This window comes from Streptomyces sp. NPDC047061, assembly GCF_040643955.1.
GTDB lineage: Bacteria > Actinomycetota > Actinomycetes > Streptomycetales > Streptomycetaceae > Streptomyces.
The window spans coordinates 33,980-51,145 of the sequence record NZ_JBEYVI010000040.1; the positions used below are offsets into that span (position 1 = coordinate 33,980).

General features: G+C 71.6%; 18 protein-coding genes. 15 read left to right on the forward strand and 3 right to left on the reverse strand.

What is annotated here, in order from left to right; genetic code table 11:
- Positions 1 to 77: 77 nt before the first annotated feature.
- Both ABZ887_RS39875 and ABZ887_RS39880 read left to right on the forward strand, forming a co-directional pair.
- On the forward strand, positions 78 to 1,469 hold the full coding sequence (locus ABZ887_RS39875; protein WP_361301288.1) for a M1 family metallopeptidase: 1,392 nt from the start codon (positions 78 to 80) through the stop codon (positions 1,467 to 1,469).
- A gap of 47 nt (positions 1,470 to 1,516) precedes the next feature.
- On the forward strand, positions 1,517 to 2,176 hold the full coding sequence (locus tag ABZ887_RS39880; RefSeq protein WP_361301291.1) for a trimeric intracellular cation channel family protein: 660 nt from the start codon (positions 1,517 to 1,519) through the stop codon (positions 2,174 to 2,176).
- On the opposite strand, the gene ABZ887_RS39885 is transcribed toward ABZ887_RS39880, so the two are convergent.
- A complete protein-coding gene (locus tag ABZ887_RS39885; protein ID WP_361301294.1) occupies positions 2,085 to 3,314 on the reverse strand; it encodes an alpha/beta hydrolase-fold protein in 1,230 nt (409 codons plus the stop codon). The two genes, ABZ887_RS39880 and ABZ887_RS39885, sit on opposite strands and share 92 nt — an antisense overlap.
- Positions 3,315 to 3,490: 176 nt before the next feature.
- On the opposite strand from ABZ887_RS39885, the gene ABZ887_RS39890 reads away from it, so the two are divergent.
- Together ABZ887_RS39890 and ABZ887_RS39895 are read left to right on the forward strand one after the other, a co-directional pair.
- The gene (locus ABZ887_RS39890) at positions 3,491 to 4,342 is read left to right on the forward strand and encodes a thioesterase family protein (RefSeq protein ID WP_361301297.1); all 852 of its coding nucleotides are present in this window, start codon (positions 3,491 to 3,493) and stop codon (positions 4,340 to 4,342) included.
- Between the two features lie 227 nt (positions 4,343 to 4,569).
- On the forward strand, positions 4,570 to 4,947 hold the full coding sequence (locus ABZ887_RS39895; RefSeq protein WP_361301300.1) for a hypothetical protein: 378 nt from the start codon (positions 4,570 to 4,572) through the stop codon (positions 4,945 to 4,947).
- Between the two features lie 173 nt (positions 4,948 to 5,120).
- Here ABZ887_RS39895 and ABZ887_RS39900 read toward each other — a convergent pair whose 3' ends face one another.
- Positions 5,121 to 5,750: a TetR family transcriptional regulator gene (locus tag ABZ887_RS39900; protein WP_361301303.1), complete on the reverse strand. Its 630-nt coding sequence runs from the start codon at positions 5,748 to 5,750 to the stop codon at positions 5,121 to 5,123.
- 120 nt (positions 5,751 to 5,870) lie between these two features.
- Between ABZ887_RS39900 and ABZ887_RS39905 the strand changes: the two genes are divergently transcribed.
- From ABZ887_RS39905 to ABZ887_RS39920, 4 genes are all read left to right on the forward strand, one after another.
- Complete coding sequence (locus ABZ887_RS39905) at positions 5,871 to 6,038, forward strand: hypothetical protein (RefSeq protein WP_089098627.1); 168 nt, start codon at positions 5,871 to 5,873, stop codon at positions 6,036 to 6,038.
- A 35-nt stretch (positions 6,039 to 6,073) separates the two neighbouring features.
- Entirely contained in the window at positions 6,074 to 6,346 is a 273-nt protein-coding gene (locus ABZ887_RS39910; RefSeq protein ID WP_361301455.1) for a DUF4190 domain-containing protein, read from the forward strand.
- 178 nt (positions 6,347 to 6,524) lie between these two features.
- Positions 6,525 to 7,688 (forward strand): cysteine desulfurase family protein, encoded by a 1,164-nt coding sequence (locus ABZ887_RS39915; protein WP_361301307.1) that lies wholly within the window; start codon positions 6,525 to 6,527, stop codon positions 7,686 to 7,688.
- A gap of 147 nt (positions 7,689 to 7,835) precedes the next feature.
- Positions 7,836 to 8,666, forward strand: a complete 831-nt coding sequence (locus tag ABZ887_RS39920; protein WP_361301310.1) for an intradiol ring-cleavage dioxygenase — start codon at positions 7,836 to 7,838, stop codon at positions 8,664 to 8,666.
- Positions 8,667 to 8,737: 71 nt separating this feature from the next.
- Here ABZ887_RS39920 and ABZ887_RS39925 read toward each other — a convergent pair whose 3' ends face one another.
- On the reverse strand, positions 8,738 to 10,063 hold the full coding sequence (locus ABZ887_RS39925) for a hypothetical protein (protein ID WP_361301313.1): 1,326 nt from the start codon (positions 10,061 to 10,063) through the stop codon (positions 8,738 to 8,740).
- A 164-nt stretch (positions 10,064 to 10,227) separates the two neighbouring features.
- On the opposite strand from ABZ887_RS39925, the gene ABZ887_RS39930 reads away from it, so the two are divergent.
- The 7 genes from ABZ887_RS39930 (at position 10,228) to ABZ887_RS39960 (ending at position 17,053) form a co-directional block, all read left to right on the forward strand.
- Positions 10,228 to 11,064, forward strand: a complete 837-nt coding sequence (locus ABZ887_RS39930) for an SDR family NAD(P)-dependent oxidoreductase (RefSeq protein WP_361301316.1) — start codon at positions 10,228 to 10,230, stop codon at positions 11,062 to 11,064.
- A gap of 97 nt (positions 11,065 to 11,161) precedes the next feature.
- Positions 11,162 to 11,998, forward strand: a complete 837-nt coding sequence (locus tag ABZ887_RS39935; RefSeq protein WP_361301319.1) for an amidohydrolase family protein — start codon at positions 11,162 to 11,164, stop codon at positions 11,996 to 11,998.
- A 239-nt stretch (positions 11,999 to 12,237) separates the two neighbouring features.
- Positions 12,238 to 13,608, forward strand: coding sequence for an FAD-binding oxidoreductase (locus ABZ887_RS39940; RefSeq protein ID WP_361301322.1), 1,371 nt, complete (start codon positions 12,238 to 12,240; stop codon positions 13,606 to 13,608).
- A 25-nt stretch (positions 13,609 to 13,633) separates the two neighbouring features.
- Complete coding sequence (locus ABZ887_RS39945; protein ID WP_361301325.1) at positions 13,634 to 14,641, forward strand: ABC transporter substrate-binding protein; 1,008 nt, start codon at positions 13,634 to 13,636, stop codon at positions 14,639 to 14,641.
- Positions 14,638 to 15,417, forward strand: coding sequence for an ABC transporter permease (locus ABZ887_RS39950; RefSeq protein WP_361301328.1), 780 nt, complete (start codon positions 14,638 to 14,640; stop codon positions 15,415 to 15,417). Before ABZ887_RS39945 ends, ABZ887_RS39950 begins: the two co-directional genes overlap by 4 nt.
- On the forward strand, positions 15,414 to 16,247 hold the full coding sequence (locus ABZ887_RS39955; protein ID WP_361301331.1) for an ABC transporter permease: 834 nt from the start codon (positions 15,414 to 15,416) through the stop codon (positions 16,245 to 16,247). The genes ABZ887_RS39950 and ABZ887_RS39955 overlap by 4 nt, the downstream gene beginning before the upstream one ends.
- Positions 16,244 to 17,053, forward strand: coding sequence for an ABC transporter ATP-binding protein (locus ABZ887_RS39960; RefSeq protein WP_361301334.1), 810 nt, complete (start codon positions 16,244 to 16,246; stop codon positions 17,051 to 17,053). The genes ABZ887_RS39955 and ABZ887_RS39960 overlap by 4 nt, the downstream gene beginning before the upstream one ends.
- Positions 17,054 to 17,166 lie beyond the last annotated feature (113 nt).

Consider the following 17,166-nt stretch of genomic DNA (forward strand, 5'->3'; position numbering starts at 1 on the left):
CATGTACATGTCTTAACGGGAGGGCGCAGAGTCGACCGTGTCCGTCTACTGACCGGCACGCTCGAAAGGGACGACTCATGCGCCTCTCCCGTTCGGCACGTCTGGCGGCCGTCGCAACCGCGGCGGCCGCCTCCTTCGTCATCGCGGCCGCCCCCGCCCCCACCCCGGGCGCCGACGGCATCGGCGACCCCTACTTCCCCCAGCTCGGCAACGGCGGCTTCGACGCCCGCCACTACGACCTCGACGTGGCCTACGCCCCGGACACCGGCCGCCTGGACGGCCGTACCACCCTGACCGCCCGGGCCACCCAGAACCTCTCCGCCTTCGACCTCGACCTGCAGAAGCTGGAGGTCACGAAGGTCGAAGTGAACGGCAGACGTGCCCAGTTCACCCGCACCGGAGACGAGATCACCGTCACCCCGATGGACGCGCTGCGCAAGGGCCGCGACTTCACCGTCGCCGTCACCTACGGCGGAATACCCGAGCCGCTCAACGGCCCCATCGTGTTCGGCTCCGACTACGGCTGGATGAAGACCGCCGACGGCGTCTTCGTCGCCTGCGAGCCCAACGCCGCCTCCACCTGGTTCCCGTCCAGCGACCACCCCGCCGACAAGGCCACCTACGACATCCGGATCAAGGCGCCCGAGGGCCTGACCGGCGTCTCCAACGGCCGGCTGGTCTCGACGTACGACAAGGGCGGCTCGACGTACACGCACTGGCGCGAGTCGAAGCCGATGGCGACCTACCTCGCCACCGCCACCATCGGGAAGTTCGACGTGCAGACCGGGAAGACCCCCTCCGGGATCCCCATCTACGTCGCCATCGACCCGGTCCTCGCGAACAGCAACAACGTCGACGTGTACGCCGTCACCGCCGCGGCCACCGACTACTGGTCGCAGGTCTTCGGGCCGTACCCCTTCGAGGAGACCGGGGCCATCGTCGACGACATGCCGGAGGCCGGGTTCTCGCTGGAGGTGCAGAGCAAGCCGGCCTACTCGGCGGTGCGCAGCGAGACGACGATCGTGCACGAGCTCGCCCACCAGTGGTTCGGCGACTCGGTGAGCGTGGCGCAGTGGAAGGACATCTGGCTCAACGAGGGCTTCGCCACCTACGCCCAGTGGCTGTGGGCGGAGCACCAGGGGACCCGCTCCGCGCACGACTCCTTCCTGGCCGGCTACAACGCCCGCGCCGCCGACAACCCCTTCTGGCAGATCACCGTCGCCGACCCGCAGCGCGACACCATGTTCGCCTCCGCCGTCTACCAGCGCGGCGCGATGACCCTGCAGATGCTGCGCGAACGCATCGGCGACACGGCCTTCTTCAAGCTGCTCCCGGCCTGGACGAAGCTGCACCGCTACGGCAACGCCGACACCGCCGACTTCATCCGCCTCGCGGAGAAGACCAGCGGGCAGCAGCTGGACGACCTGTTCCAGACCTGGCTGTTCACCACAGGGAAACCTGCCCTGTAGGCCTGTGTTTGTAAGGTTCATGCACCCTGACAGGACACAATGTCAGGGTGCAGCTCCAGCAACTCTTCTCCCCCTCCGTCCAGCACACCCTCGATGTCATCGGCATCTTCGTGTTCGCCATCTCCGGCGCCCTGCTGGCCGTCCGCAAGAACTTCGACGTCTTCGGCATCGCAGTGATGGCCGAGGTCACCGCGCTGGGCGGGGGGATCTTCCGGGACGTGATCATCGGGGCCGTCCCCCCGGCCGCCTTCACGGACCTGGGGTACTTCATCACCCCGCTGATCGCCGCCCTGGTGGTGTTCTTCCTGCATCCGCACGTCGAGCGGATCCAGTCGGCGGTCCTGGTCTTCGACGCGGCCGGCCTCGGCCTGTTCGCCGTCAGCGGCACCACGAAGGCGTACTCCTACGGCCTCAACCTCACCGCCTCCGCCACCCTCGGGCTCGCCACCGCGGTCGGCGGTGGCGTGCTCCGGGACGTGCTCGCCAACGAGGTTCCCTCGCTGCTGCGCTGGGACCGCGACCTGTACGCGGTCCCGGCGATCGTCGGGGCGACGACGGTGGTGCTGTGCATCCGTTACGACGCGCTCAACCCCTTCACCACCGGGCTCGCGGTCGTCACCGCTTTCGTACTGCGCCTGCTCGCGATGCGCTACCACTGGCGAGCGCCGCGTGCGTGGAACCGGCGCTCGACGGTTCGGGAGGAGTAGTCCCGGCCCTGACGTGGCTCTGGCCCATGTTGACCGTGAGCCACTCGAAGACGGTGGGCACCTGGGGCCGCCACAGCGCCATGTTGTGGCCGCCGGCACTGCGCGGCAGGAACACCACGTGCACGGTGGTCGGCGCCTTGGCGATCTGTTCCAGCGCCACCCCGGCCTGGTAGCCGTCACCGGACTCGCCGGACATGTAGAGGGCGATCCGGGGCGGGGCGGCCGCCTTCCGCAGCAGCAGGTAGGGGTTGTTCTGCTCGCGCAGGGCCACGCTCTGCGCGGCGAGCGAGTTGCGTTCGCCGATCGGGTCGTTGTAGCCGGACAGGCTCACCGCGGCCCGGTAGCGGTCCGGGTGGGCGACCGCCAGTTTGACCGCGCAGTGCGCGCCCGCCGAGTAGCCGGCCACCGCCCAGTTCGCGGGGACGGCCGCGGCACGGAAGTTGTCGGTGACCATCTTCGGCACGTCGATGCTGAGCCAGCTGTCCGCGTTGACCGTGCCCGGGATGTTGGCGCAGCCGGTGTCCACGCCGGCCAGCAGGTTGGTGCGCGGCGCCACCAGGATGAAGGGCGCGACCCTGCCGCTCCTCATCAGCGGCTCCAGCTGCTCGGTCACCTTCAGCGAGCCGAACCAGGCCTTGGCCGAGCCGGGGTAGCCGGGCAGCAGCTCCACGACCGGGAACCGGTGGTTGCGGTACTTCGCCTCGTGGTACTGGGGCGGCAGCCAGACGTAGACCTCGGCGTTGACGCCCGAGACCCGGCCCTTGAGCTGGGTGACCTCGACCCCGCCGGCCGCGCGCATGCCCGGCCCGTCGGCCGCCGCGAAGGTCTGCTTCACCTTGGGCAACCGTTTCAGCGCTATGCCGCCGGTGCCGTCCTGGCCGAGGTTGGCGGCCTGCTGGACGTGGTCGCCGGTACCGAGGAGGTCGGCCCAGTTGTCGTACAGGTTGTTCTCGTTGTTGACCAGCACGAAGATCAGCGTCACCGCGGTGGCCTGCGCGAACAGCAGCATCAGGACCCGGGCCGCGGCACGCACGGCCTTGGGCCCGCGCATCCTCGACCACAGGACGAGCGGCAGTATGAGGGCGACCACGGACAGCACGACGGTCGTGTAGAGGAACGGAGTCCCGGTGAGGCTCATGTCCCCATAGAGGGGAATCGCGGGCCCCGGGTTACGGACGTGTCCGGACACTTACCTAGAAATTGCCGGAACCTCACTCGGCGGAGGGATCCCTTACCGGTGGGACGCCGACCGGACAGTTGGTGCGTGGATCACAAAAGCTACCGCTTAGTAATCGACTCTTGTACTGTTCAGACATGCCTGAAGCAGCATCCATGCGGGCCGTGATCGGCGACAGCGAGTTCGACCGCGACACCGCGGTCACCCGGCGCGCTCCCGGCGTCTACGACATCGGCCTCTCGGCCGGCTGGACCATCATCAGCGCCGTGAACGGCGGCTATCTCCTTGCCGTGCTCGGCCGGGCGCTCGCGGACACGCTGCCGCACCCGGACCCGTTCACCGTCTCCGCGCACTACCTGACCGCCTCCCAGCCGGGCCCGGCCGTGATCCGCACGGACACCGTCCGCACCGGCCGCACCCTCTCCACCGGCCAGGCCTCCCTCTTCCAGTACGACGACGAGGGTAACGAGGTCGAACGCATCCGCGTCCTCGCCTCCTACGGCGACCTCACCGCCCTCCCCGACGACGTCCGCACGACGGCGACCCCGCCCGCCTTCCCGCCCATGGAGCACTGCTTCGGCCCGGAAGACGGCCCGGCCCCGGTCGACGGCAGCTCCGCCATCACCGAGCGCCTGATGCTCAAGCTGGACCCGGCCACCCTCGGCTGGGCCCTCGGCGCCCCCTCCGGCAAGGGCGAGATGCGTTCCTGGTTCGGCCTCGCGGACGGCCGACCCGCCGACCCGCTCTCCCTCCTCCTGGCGGTGGACGCGCTGCCGCCCACCGCGTTCGAGATCGGCCTCAAGGGCTGGGTCCCCACGGTCGAACTCACCGTCCACGTCCGCCACCGCCCCGCCCCGGGCCCGCTGCGCGTCTCCATCACCACCCGCAACCTGGCCGGCGGTTTCCTGGAGGAGGACGCCGAGGTCTGGGACAGCGCGGACCGTCTGGTGGCCCAGTCCCGCCAGCTGGCCCGGGTCCGCCTCGGCTGAACCCGACCGGTGCGTCCCGGTTTCGACGGCCGGAACCCCGTTCTGTCACGGGCGTGTACCAGCGAGTAGGCGCCGCTCCTGAGTGAACTGCCAGGTCAGTGGCGCCTCTTGGGAATCGCTTTACCTCTTTGACAGGCGGCGAACAGTCCGGGCCCAAGAACGCCTTAAGCGACGTTGATTGAGTGCCACTCCTCAGGACTCCCTCATCCTCAATGGAGTTGTCTCTCATGAAGCGTGTACGTCTCGTCCCCGCCGTGGCTCTGCTCGCGCTGTCCCCGCTGCTGCTGACCGCGTGCGGCGGCTCGGGCGACTCGTCGTCGTCCGGCAGCGGCAACTCCGGCCAGCAGAGCTGTCAGCAGCCCACCGGCAACGCCTCGGGCCGGCCGAGCGGCGCCCCGACCGGCAACGCCTCGGGCGCTCCGAGCGGTGCCCCGACGGGTGCCCCGACCGGCAGCGCCTCGGGCATGCCCAGCGGCGGCCCGGGCGCCGGCGGTCAGGGCGGCCCCGGCGGCGGCATGGGTGGTTGCGGCGGCGGCCAGGGCGGTCCCGGCGCCGGCGGCGCGGCGCCGAGCGGAGCGCCGACCGCGCAGTCGACGAAGAGCTGACGATTGCAGGGGCCTTACGACAGGGGCGGCGCGTCCGGCGAACGGATGTGCCGCCCCTGCGCGTTGCCGCTGCGGTTCGGCAGCGCCCCCGAAGGGGCGCGGGGAACTGCGCGACCAGCCACAACCGTGCCGCAGCCGACTCACGGCCTGTCGCGGCACTTCCAGCGGAGCGCCTAGTCCAGCCAGTGCTGGCGGCCCAGGCTGATCAGGCGCATCTGCCGGGTGGCGACCTGGGCGACGCGCTGCCGCTCCGCCTCCGAGGGCTCCGGGGACTCCAGGGTCTCCAGGAACAGGGAGGCGGTGATGAGCATCTGGTCCACGTAGAGGTGGGCCAGCATCAGCAGGTCCTCCTCGTTCCACCCCTCGGCCTCGGGGTCCTTGGCCAGCTCGGCCCTGACCTCCTCGGCGAACCGGGCGAGCTGGTCCCGGATCGCCTCCCGCACCGGCTGCACCCCGCCGTGCCGCTCCCGGGCGATGAACCGGATGTGCGCCGGATGCGCGGCCACGTAGTCGGCGATCAGCTGCACGGCGCGGGTGATGCGCTCCTCGCCGGAGGTGGCGACCGTGGTGCGGACCATGGGGTGCAGGCTGCCGAGCGCCTCGTCGACCAGGGCCACGCCGAGGTCGGCGGTGGAGCGGAAGTGCCGGTAGAAGGCGGTCGGGGCGACACCGACGGCCCGGGTGACCTCGCGCAGTCCCAGGCTGCTCAGGCTCTGCTCCTGCAGCAGGGCGAGCGCCGCGTCCAGGAAGGCCTGGCGGGTCTTCTGCTTCTGGGCCTGTCGGATGCCGAGGGTGTGACTCATGTCATCCAGTTAACAACTGTTCTCCGGAATTGAAAAGCCGGGCGAGTTGCTAGACTCAAAGTCAGTGAACAACTGTTACTACAACCGTTCACCCAAATGTAACGGAGGGGGATCGACCCCATGCTGTTCCTCGTCGCCGCACTCATGCTGCTCGGCGTGGTGCTGGGCACCGTGGCCCACGCACCGCTCGACGTCACCGCAGGACTGGCCGCTGTGATCGTCGTCTGGCTGGCCGTCTTCGCGCTCCGCGAGCGCCTCGCCCGCCGCCGTCACACCTCGGCCAACTGACCTTCCGCCCCCGCTCACTTGAGGAGCCGAGCATGATGCAACTCACCGCCCCCGCCACGCCCCGTCCGCAGACCGGCACCCGCGACGCCGACGGCATGGCCGTGGCGTCCTTCATCCTGGGCCTCCTCGGCCTGCTGGTCCTGAACCTGTTCCTGGGCCCGATCGCGATCATCCTGTCCCTGGTCTCCCTGTGGCGCGGCACCGCCCGCAAGGGCCGCGCATACCTGGGCCTGACCCTGGGCGTCGCCGACCTCGCGGTCCTGGCCGTCGCCATGGAGCTCTCGAACACGGTCTCCTGGAGCCTGTAGACCTGATCTTTGAAGCGCCGTCCACAGGCGCGCCCCGTCAGGGGCGCGGGGCTGTTTTGAATTTGCGGCTCCGCCGCGTGGGCGCGACCAGCCACCGCCGACCGGCACCCGCAAACGGCGATCGACCCCTACGGCGCTGGGCGACCCTCACCCCGCCCCCCGTAGAATCGACCCCACCATGGCCTACCTCGACCACGCCGCCACCACCCCGATGCTCCCGGAGGCAGCCGCTGCCCTCGCCGCGCAGCTCGGTGTCACCGGCAACGCGTCCTCCCTGCACGCCTCCGGCCGCAAGGCCCGCCGCACGGTCGAGGAATCAAGGGAGACCCTCGCGGAAGCGCTCGGCGCCCGCCCCAGCGAGGTCGTCCTCACCTCCGGCGGCACCGAGGCCGACAACCTCGCGGTCAAGGGCCTCTACTGGTCCCGCCGCGACGCCGACCCGGCCCGCACCCGGATCCTCTCCAGCCCCGTCGAACACCACGCGGTCCTGGACGCCGTCCACTGGCTCGGCGAACACGAGGGCGCCACGGTGGAGTACCTCCCCGTCGACACGTACGGCCGGGTCCACCCCGAGACGCTGCGCGAGGCGATCGAGCGCAACCCCGACGACGTGGCCCTCGCCACCGTCATGTGGGCCAACAACGAGATCGGCACGGTCCTGCCGATCCGCGAACTCGCCGCCGTCGCCAACGAGTTCGGCATCCCGCTGCACTCCGACGCGGTCCAGGCCTTCGGCCAGGTCCCGGTGGACTTCGGCTCCTCCGGCCTCGCCGCGATGACCGTCTCCGGCCACAAGGTCGGCGGCCCGTACGGCATCGGCGCCCTGCTCCTCGGCCGTGCGTACACCCCCGTACCGGTCCTGCACGGCGGCGGCCAGGAGCGGCACGTCCGCTCCGGCACCCTCGACGTCCCGGCGATCGCCTCCTTCGCGGTCGCCGCCCGCCTCGCCGCCGAGCGCCGCGAGTGGTTCGCCCACGAGATCGGCACCCTGCGCGACGCGCTGATCGACGCCGTCCGTACGGCCGTACCGGACGCGATCCTCGGCGGCGACCCGGTGGACCGGCTCCCGGCCAACGCGCACTTCACCTTCCCCGGCTGCGAGGGCGACTCGCTGCTCCTGCTGCTCGACGCCCAGGGCATCGAGTGCTCGACGGGCTCCGCGTGTACCGCCGGGGTCGCCCAGCCGAGCCATGTCCTGCTGGCCACCGGGACCGACCCCGACCTGGCCCGCGGCACCCTGCGCTTCTCGCTCGGCCACACCTCCACCCAGGCCGACGTCGAGGCGGTCGCGAAGGCGATCGGCCCGGTGGTGGAGCGGGCGCGGGCCGCCGGGCTCAGCTGACCGGACCGGCCGTTCCGGAGCGCCTCGGCGACACGCGGAATTCGCCCCGACTCGGCTCTGAAGAGGCGGAGTTGAGGGGTTTGCCTCCAGAGACCTCACAGTGCGTGGCCATGGGTCACCTCAGGTCGGTGTCTAGCTTCTGCTGACATGACAGACAACACTTCTGCCTCCGCGCAGACTCCTGAACCCGCCTCCCACGACGTCGACTCCGTCGACAACTCCGTGAAGCGGCGGCGTGTGCTGATCGGCGGCGCCGCCGTCGCCGCGGCCGGCGGACTGGCGGCCGCGGGCCTCGCCTCCGCCGGCACGGCCACCGCCGAGACGAAGACCGGTGCCTCCGCCGTCGCCGCGGCCGCGGCCGACGTCTGCACCCTCACCGAGGAGGTCACCGAGGGCCCCTACTGGCTGGCCGGCGCGCTCGTCCGCGAGGACATCCGGGAGGACAAGGACGGCTTCGAGGTCCAGTTCACCTTCACCGTCGTCGACCAGGCGAACGACTGCGCGCCGCTGGAGAACGCCCTGGTCGAGATCTGGCACGCCGACGCCCTCGGCGAGTACTCCGGCTACGTCGGCGGCAACCACCACACCGAGGACGACGACGGCACCTTCCTGCGGGGCGGTCAGATGACCGACTCCGACGGCCTGGTGAGCATCACCTCGATCTGGCCGGGGCACTACACCGGCCGCTGCGTCCACGTGCACATGCGGGTGCACACCGACGTGACGCTGACCGACGACTCGTACACCGGCGGCTCGATCATCCACACCGGTCAGCTGTTCTTCGACGCGGACATCAACTCCGAGGTCCAGGCGCTGTCGCCGTACTCCGACAACACCACCACGGAGACCCAGCTCGACGACGACGGCATCTACGACGGCGGCGGGGCCTCCTCCGGCCTGCTGACCCTGACCGCGCTGGGTGACAGCGTCTCCGACGGGTATGCGGCGACGCTCACCGTGGGTGTCAGCTCCTCCTGAGGCCGACGGGCCCGGAGCACCTGGCACCGCAGGCCCGGTGGCCGCCCCGTCACGGCCACCGGGCCGGCCGCTCAGCCCAGCGCGCGGGCCAGCGTCCGGAGGTCCTCGTCGGTGGCGAGGCGGTTCTCCCGGGACATCAACCGACGCATCTGATCGAGCAGTTGGTCCAGGGCGGCGGGCGGCAGCTCGATGCCGAGGGCTGCCGTCCGGTCGGCCAGGGTGTAGGGGCCGCTGTCCGGGGTGAACGGGATCCGGCGCTCGTTGCCGACCAGGGACGGCTCCAGGCAGTTGTGGAGCAGCGGGTCGACGGCCGTCTCCTGGGTGATGAAGTCCAGTCCGCCCCAGCAGAACGCGTCCGGGCCGGTGACCGGGTGGTTCCAGGCAGGGCGGTAACCCGTCAGCTCCGCTCCGAGCCGGGCGAGTTCGGTGAGGGTCTCGGTGCGGATGCCGGTGCGGACGCCGTAGACGGCCTCGAAGGCCAGCGCGGTGGCGGCGAGATCGGCGTTGCCGGGGCCGCCGCAGTATCCGTTGACCGACAGTTCGACGGCGCCGGCGCCGGCCCGGACGGCGGCGACCGCGCAGCCGACGGCCAGTCCGAACGTGTTGTGCGGGTGCAGGCCCACCGTCACCTCCGGAGCCAACTCCCGGGTCCGGCGCACGAGATGGCCGTACGCCTCGGGGCCCAGCGCGCCCGGCCCGTCGAAGAGGGTCAGCTCGCCGGCCCCGGCCGCGGTGAGCGCCGCGACGGTGGTGGCGTGGTCCTCCTCGGTCAGGTACGACACCATCAGCATCGGCGCGATCACGTCGAGGCCCGCCGCACGGGCGTACTCGACGAGGCGGGCCGCCCGCTCCAGTACGGCGGCCCGGTCGCGCGGGAGATCCGGCGTCCGCCACTGTTCGCCCCGCCACGCGGCCGCGTACACGTCGGGCCGGTAGAGCAGCGCCGTCTCGCCGAAGCCCTGCACCCACACCTGCACGGCGTCGTAACCGGCCCGCGCGGCACGGTCGACGTCGTCCGTCGAACGCATCAGCGGGCAGATCACCCGGCACTCCGGGTTCTCGCCCTTGACCAGGTCCACCTCCGCCTTCAGCACGTCCTCGGCACGCCCGCCGGGTCCCGCGGTGACGACCTCCGGCACCCCGGTCGCCACCACCCGCCGCAGGAACTCCCGCTTCGCCCCGGCCGTGGCCGTGACGCCCGGCAGGGTCTCCAGGGAGCGCAGGGTCGCGTCCCGCAGCCGGACCGTCCCGGGCAGCGAACCCACCACGTCCGTACGGCGGTTGAGCGGACTCACCGACCAGCGGCCGGGCTCGTGGGCACCGGGCGCGCGCCGGGCGGCGAGCTCGGCGCGGAAGCGGGCGATCTCCTCCGGGGTGAAGACGGGGGGTTTCCGCACAGGGGTCCTCCAGGTTCCTCGCGTACGCCCCATACAAGCCCTCTGTCGACACCCTTGGCAAGAAGATGCCGAGGATCCGTGTAGCAAAGGTCTCATGTTTACTTTGTGTCGACACTTGGCTATGACTGTCGGCAGGCTCCGAACCCCCACGCAGGGAGGCTCCTGTGCTTCAGGACACGCCAGAACACCCGCTCAGTGCCCGTTCCGGGCGGCTCGCCGGCAAGGTCGCCGTCATCGGCGGCGCCGGAAGTGTCGGCCCCGGCTGGGGCAACGGCCGTGCCGCCGCCGTGCTCTTCGCCCGCGAGGGCGCCACCGTCCTGCTGACCGACCGGGACAAGGACGCGCTGGAGGTGACCGCGGACCAGGTCCGCGCCGAGGGCGGCAGCGTCCGCACCGACCTCCTGGACGTCACCGAACCCGACGCCGTCCAGGCCTACTTCGCCGAGACGGCCGCCCGGGCCGGCCGCATCGACATCCTCGTCAACAACGTGGGCGGCTCCCGGCCGGGCGGGGCCGCCGAGCTGAGCCCCGCCGACTGGGAGAGCCAGCTGCGGACCAACCTCACCAGTGCCTTCCTCGCCTGCAAGCACGTCATCCCGGTCATGCGGCGGGGCGGGGGAGGGGCGATCGTCAACACCGCCTCCTGCTCCGGGCTGCGCTGGACCGGGGCCGCGCAGGTCGGGTACGCGGCGGCCAAGGCGGCGGTGATCCAGCTGTCCCGGGTGACGGCCGTCCAGTACGCGCCGGACGGCATCCGCGTCAACACCGTCGTCCCGGGCCAGCTGCACACCCCGATGGTGGAGGCGCGGCTGGCCGGGCAGCGCGCGGGCGGGGACGTGGCGAAGCTGCTCGCCCAGCGCCGGGCCCGGATCCCGCTCGGCTTCATGGGGGACGGGCGGGACACGGCGTACGCGGCGCTGTTCCTGGCCTCGGACGAGGCGCGGTTCGTCACCGGCACCGAGATCGTCGTCGACGGCGGAATGACGGCGCGCTGTGACTGAACCCGCCGCGACCGCCCCGCCCCGCACGCCTTCGCCCCACCCCCCTTCGGCCCACACCCCTTCGCCGGGCTGCCCGCCGCCGCATCCCGCGCCCCGGGTGCCGAAGCTCCGCCTGCCGCCGGGCAGTTGCGACGCCCACTGCCATGTCTTCGGGCCCGCCGACGTCTTCCCGTACGCGCCGGAGCGCACCTTCACCCCGCCGGACGCGCCCAAGGAACAACTCCGGGCCCTGCACGCCCACCTGGGCCTGACGCGGGCGGTGGTCGTGCAGTCGTCGTGTCACGGCCACGACCACCGGGTGCTGCTGGACGCCCTCGCGGCCGGGGAGGGGAGGGTCCGGGGGGTGGCCCTGATCGGCGAGGCGACCGGCCGGGCCGCGGCCGAGGAACTGCACCGGGCGGGGGTGCGGGCGTTCCGGCTCAACTTCCTGCCGCATCTGCGGAGCCGGCCCACGAACGCGGAGATCGACGCCGTGCTGGAACGCGTGGACGGCCTCGGCTGGGCCGCCCAGCTCCATGTGCGGGGCGAGGACCTGCCGGGCCTGGAGGACCTCGTACGCGCCCTGCCCGGCCGGGTGGTGATCGACCACATGGGCCGGGTCGACCTCGCGGCGGGCCGGAACGGTCCGGCGGTGCGAAGCCTGCGCGGGCTGCTCGACACGGGGGAGGTGTGGGTCAAGGTCAGCGGGGTCGACCGCGTCTCCGTCCAGGGGCCGCCGTACACCGACGCCGTCGAACTCGCCGCGGAACTGGTCGCGTACGCCCCCGAGCGGGTGGTGTGGGGCACCGACTACCCGCACGTCAACATCACGGGCGACACCCCGGACGACGGCCTCCTGGTCGACCTCCTCGAACACATCGCCCCCGACCCGGCCCACCTGCAACGACTCCTGGTGGACAACCCCGCTGAGGTCTTCGATTTCGAGGCGATCTGATGAAAGCGCCCGCAGGTGACGCGCCCCAAAGGGGCGCGGGGCGGTGTCTGATGTGCGGCTACCGCCGCGTGGGCGCGACCAGCCCCAACGGCGCCGCACCCACCCGACAACCCGTCTTTTCGGCCTCCCCAGCGAAGCGCCTAGTGTCGCCAGAGATGCCAGATATTTCGATTGCAGATGTCTTGAAGGCCGAAAGTGTCGACAGTATGGTCCCGGATGAAACGCGTGAGGAGACGGCCATGCACCAGCTGCCCCAGGGCACCCTCATCCGGCGCGGCGACGCGGCCTACGAACGGGCCCGTCTCGACGCCGTCTGGAACGACCGCAAGCCCGACCGCCACCCCGACGTCATCGTGCTGGCCGAGACCGAGCGGGACGTCGTCGCGGCCGTCCGGCTGGCCCGCGCCGAGGGCCGCCCCATCGGCATCCGTTCCGGCGGCCACAGCTGGGTCGGCAACGGCGTCCGCGACGGCGGGATGCTGCTCGACCTCTCGCGCCTGACGGAGGTGACCGTCGACCCGGCCACCCGCACGGCGACCGCACAGCCGGCGGCCACCGGCCCCGCCCTGCTCGAAGCCGCCGCCCCGCACGGCCTGTTCTTCCCCACGGGCCACGCCCCGACCGTCGGCCTCGGCGGCTTCCTGCTCGGCGGCGGCTACGGCTGGGACTCCCGCCACCTCGGCCCGGCCTGCCTGGGCATCCGGGCCGTGGACGTCGTCCTCGCCGACGGCACCCTGGTGCACGCCACCGACGCGAACCACCCCGCCCTGCTGTGGGCGGCGCGCGGCAGCGGCCCCGGCTTCTTCGGCGTCGTCACCCGCTTCCACCTCGACCTGCACCCGGCCCCGAAGCGGCTGCTGCGCACCCTGCACAGCTACCCCCTCCGCCTCCGCGACGAGGTACTGGCCTGGGCGTACGACATGCTCGAACTGCTCCCGAAGGAGGTGGAGTTCTCGGCCAAGGTCGGCTTCGTGGAGGGCCTCGACCGGCACACCGTGTCGGTCACCGCGACCGCCTTCGCCCAGGACGACGACTCCGACCCGCTCGCGCTGCTGGAGACCGCGCCCTTCCGGGCCGAAGCGCTGCGCGCGGTCGTGGGCGCCGGGACGAGCATGGCCGAGCTGTACGGGCACGCCGACCGGATGACCCCGGCCGGGATGCGCTGGGCCCTCGACGGGATCTGGACCGACGAGCCGGTCGACAAGGTCCTGGACGCGGCCCGGCCGCTGTTCGACTCGATCCCGGACACCACCAGCCACGTCCTGTGGATGCTGTGGGGCGGCTTCCCGGAGCGCCCCGACGCCTGCTGGTCCAGCCAGGCCAAGCTCTACCTCTCGCCCAACGCGGGCTGGACGGACCCCGCCGAGGACCTCCGCCACGAGCGGTGGGCGCACGGTGAACTCGCCGCGCTCCAGCACCTGTCGAAGGGGCTGCAGTTCTCCGACAACAACGTCGCGGACCGCTTCGACCACGGGCTGAGCCCCGCCCACGCGGCCCGCCTGGAGGAGATCCGCGCCGTGTACGACCCCGACGGCCTGTTCCGCACCTACATGACCCCCGCCGAGTCGACCACCGCCTACGCCGCCGCGGGCCCCGCGCGGACGCATTGACCTTCATCCCAAGGAGAGCCGTTCCATGCACACTTCGAGATTCCCGCGGCGCCGTGCCCTCGTCCTGCTCACCGCCCTGGCCGCCACCGCGTCCCTGACGGCCACCGCCTGCGGCGGCGACTCGGCGGCCGGCACCCGGACCGCCGACGGCAAGGCGAAGATCACCGTGCTGCGCTCCAACGGCGCCATCTTCGAGCCGCTCTACATAGCCGAGCAGCAGGGCTACTTCAAGGACGCGGGCCTGGACGTCACCATCAAGGCCGGCGCCCAGGACACCTCGCAGAACGCGCCCTCCGTCCTCAACGGCGAGGCCCAGTTCGCGATGACGGACAGCTCCGGCTTCCTCAAGGGCGTGGCCTCGGGCATGGGCATCCGGATCGTCACCGGCCTCCAGTCCGCGACGACGAGGACCGACCCCACCGACGGACTGCTGGTGAAGAAGGGCAGCGGGATCACGTCCTTCAAGGACCTGGAGGACAGGACCGTCGGCCTCTCCGCGCTCGGCGGCACCCTCCAGTTCATCTGCGAGTACCTGACCCAGCAGGCCGGCGGCGACCCCTCGAAGATCAAGTTCGTCGCCCTGCCGACGACGTCGCTCACGGATGCCGCCAAGTCCGGGAAGACGGACGCGGTGTACTCCTTCGGCCCGTTCTACTTCGCCGGCAAGGACAGCGGACTGCGCGCCATCGGCAACGGCATGAACGACCTGCCCGGCATGGTCCAGGGCCTGCTCTTCTCCAGCCAGAAGTACCTGTCGGCCAACGGCGACACCGCCAGGAAGTTCATCGACGCCGTCGCCAAGGCCATCACCTACGCCGATGCGCACCCCGACGCCGTGAAGGCGATCGACAAGAAGTACACGCAGGTCGACGCCAGTTTCATCGACGCGCACGACACCAACTACTACGACAAGAACCTGAACAGGACGATGATGCGCACGGTGATCACGAAGATGCACGAGTTCGGCCTGCTCGACAACGAGCCCAAGGACGACGACGTGTACTGGGACCAGGCCCCCGTGGTGACCTCGTGAAGGACCTCGTGAAGGTCCGGCTCCTCCAACTCGGCGCGCTGCTCGGCGTGCTGGCGCTGTGGGCGCTCGTCGCGGCGGTCGGCGCGGTGAGCGCGACGGCGTTGCCGGGACCCGCCGCGGTCGCCGGTGCCCTCGGCGACCTGCTGGGCAGCGGCACCTACTGGCAGGCCGTCGGCGACACCCTGGACGGCGCGGTCCTCGGCCTCGCGGCGGCCGTCGCCGTCGGCATCCCGGTCGGCCTGGTCACCGGGGTGTACGCGGCGGCCGAGGAGTCCTCCCGGCTGCTGGTGGAGATCCTGCGCTCCTTCCCGGTCATCGCCCTGCTCCCGGTGTTCCTGCTGGTCCTCGGCTCGACCCCGGGCATGAAGGCCACGGTCGTCTTCATCGCCTGCGTCTTCCCGATCCTCCTCCAGTCCCAGTACGGCGCCCGCAGCGTGACCCCGTCCGTCCACGAGACCGTACGGACCTACCGCATCCCGCGCCTGCTGCGCTTCCGCCGGGTGATCCTGCCCGGCGCCGTGCCCTCCGTGATGACCGGACTGCGGCTCGCCGCGACCACCTCCGTGCTGGTCGCGATCGGCGTGGAGGTGCTCACCACCCTCCCCGGCATCGGCCACATGATCATGGAGTCGCAGCAGGCCGGCGCCTCGGACCGGGCCTACGCCTACATCCTCACGGCCGGCACGATCGGCTACTCGATCACCCTGCTCGCCCAGTACGCCGAGCGCCGGCTGCTGCGCTGGCGGCCCCCGGCGAGGGCGGGTGAGGCGGCATGACCGTCCGTGCGGCGATACGCCAACTCTGGCTGCCCGCCCTGGTGTTCGTGATCCTGCTGCTCTCGACCGCGGGCAGCACCAGCTTCTACTTCCCGCCCCTGACCACGGTCCTGCACACCCTGTGGGACCAGCTCGCGGGCGGCGGCCTCCTCGACGACCTCTGGTTCAGCCTCCGCAACATCGTCCTCGGCCTGGCCCTCGCCACCGTCGTGGGCGTCGCGGCGGGCCTGGTGATCGGCGAGGTCCGCACCCTGCGCCTGGCGCTCGGACCCCTCCTCGACTTCGCCCGGGCCACCCCGACCGTCGGCTTCGTGCCGGTCATCATCCTGACCCTGGGCATCGGCTCGGGCCCCAAGGTGTTCCTGATCTTCCTCGGCTCGCTCTGGCCGATCCTGCTCAACACCATCGCCGGAGTGGGCCAGATCAACCCCGCCGTGCACGAGACCGCCCGCGGCTACCGCGTCCCCTGGCACCTCCAGCTCCGCCGGGTGGTCCTGCCGGGAGCCCTGCCGCAGATCTTCGCGGGCATCCGGGTCGCCCTGTCCATCGCCGTCGTCCTCATGGTCGTCAGCGAGATCTACGGCTCGCCGATCGGCCTCGGTAACTTCATCCTGCAGAGCGGATCCAGCTTCCACGTCGCCGAGACCTGGGCCGGCACGCTCCTCATCGGCGTCCTCGGCTACGGACTGAGCGTGCTGCTCCTGCTCTGCGAGCACGCCCTGCTGGGCTGGTACCACCAGCGGGCGCCCCGGGCGCGCCGTCCCCGGTCCGCCGTGACCGCCGCGTCCCCCGAGCCCGCCGACGAGAACAGCAACGGAGTGGTCGTATGACCCGCGGATCCGCCCTCCACGTCGAGGACCTCTGCATGACCTTCGGCCGGGGCGGCCCGCAGGAGCACCGGGTGCTCGCCGGGCTGAGCCTGCGGGTGGACCCGGGGGAGTCCGTGTGCGTCGTCGGCCCCTCCGGCGCCGGCAAGACCACCCTGCTGCGCTGCCTGGCCGGACTCACCCCGCCCACCTCGGGCACCGTCCGCTACGGCGACCAGCACCTGACCGGGCCGCACGCCGACATCGCCGTGGTCTCCCAGGACTACCGCGGCTCCCTGCTGCCCTGGATGCGGGTGTGGGACAACGTGGCCTTCCCGCTCCAGGGGCGGGGCGTGAAGAAGGCCCCGCGCAAGGCGACGGCCCTGGAGTGCCTGGACGCCGTCGGCCTCGCGGACGTCGGCGACAAGTACCCCTGGCAGCTCTCCGGCGGCATGCAGCAGCGCGTCGCCATCGCGCGCGGCCTCGCCTACGACGCGCCCGTACTGCTCATGGACGAGCCGTTCGGCTCGGTCGACGCCCAGTCCCGCTTCGACCTGGAGGACCTCACCCTCCAGCTGCGCCGCCGCCTCGGCATCACCGTCGTCGTGGTCACCCACGACATCGACGAGTCCGTCTACCTCGGCGACCGCGTCATCGTCCTCGGCGGCCGCCCCACGGCCGTGCTCGAGACCCTGACCGTGCCCTTCGGCACCGACCGCGACCAGCTCACCACCCGTGCCGATCCGCGCTTCGCGGAACTGCGCACGAGAGTGCTGGCCCGGATCCGGGGCGAGCGTCTGGACCAGGACGCCGAGCCGGCCCACAACTGACCCACCGCGGCAGGGAACAGGGGGGCGCGGGCGCCACGGCGCCACGCGTGGCTGACCCCTGCCCGCACCCCCTCACCCCCCACACCTCGCGATACCCCCTGCCCGAAAACACC

Excerpts from the sequence above, each read along its gene's own strand:
- ABZ887_RS39875 (WP_361301288.1), top strand. The coding sequence starts at position 78 with ATGCGCCTCTCCCGTTCGGCACGTCTGGCGGCCGTCGCAACCGCGGCG.
- ABZ887_RS39885 (WP_361301294.1), bottom strand. The coding sequence starts at position 3,314 with ATGAGCCTCACCGGGACTCCGTTCCTCTACACGACCGTCGTGCTGTCC.
- ABZ887_RS39890 (WP_361301297.1), top strand. The coding sequence starts at position 3,491 with ATGCCTGAAGCAGCATCCATGCGGGCCGTGATCGGCGACAGCGAGTTC.
- ABZ887_RS39895 (WP_361301300.1), top strand. The coding sequence starts at position 4,570 with ATGAAGCGTGTACGTCTCGTCCCCGCCGTGGCTCTGCTCGCGCTGTCC.
- ABZ887_RS39900 (WP_361301303.1), bottom strand. The coding sequence starts at position 5,750 with ATGAGTCACACCCTCGGCATCCGACAGGCCCAGAAGCAGAAGACCCGC.
- ABZ887_RS39905 (WP_089098627.1), top strand. The coding sequence starts at position 5,871 with ATGCTGTTCCTCGTCGCCGCACTCATGCTGCTCGGCGTGGTGCTGGGC.
- ABZ887_RS39910 (WP_361301455.1), top strand. The coding sequence starts at position 6,074 with ATGCAACTCACCGCCCCCGCCACGCCCCGTCCGCAGACCGGCACCCGC.
- ABZ887_RS39915 (WP_361301307.1), top strand. The coding sequence starts at position 6,525 with ATGGCCTACCTCGACCACGCCGCCACCACCCCGATGCTCCCGGAGGCA.
- ABZ887_RS39920 (WP_361301310.1), top strand. The coding sequence starts at position 7,836 with ATGACAGACAACACTTCTGCCTCCGCGCAGACTCCTGAACCCGCCTCC.
- ABZ887_RS39940 (WP_361301322.1), top strand. The coding sequence starts at position 12,238 with ATGCACCAGCTGCCCCAGGGCACCCTCATCCGGCGCGGCGACGCGGCC.
- ABZ887_RS39945 (WP_361301325.1), top strand. The coding sequence starts at position 13,634 with ATGCACACTTCGAGATTCCCGCGGCGCCGTGCCCTCGTCCTGCTCACC.
- ABZ887_RS39955 (WP_361301331.1), top strand. The coding sequence starts at position 15,414 with ATGACCGTCCGTGCGGCGATACGCCAACTCTGGCTGCCCGCCCTGGTG.
- ABZ887_RS39960 (WP_361301334.1), top strand. The coding sequence starts at position 16,244 with ATGACCCGCGGATCCGCCCTCCACGTCGAGGACCTCTGCATGACCTTC.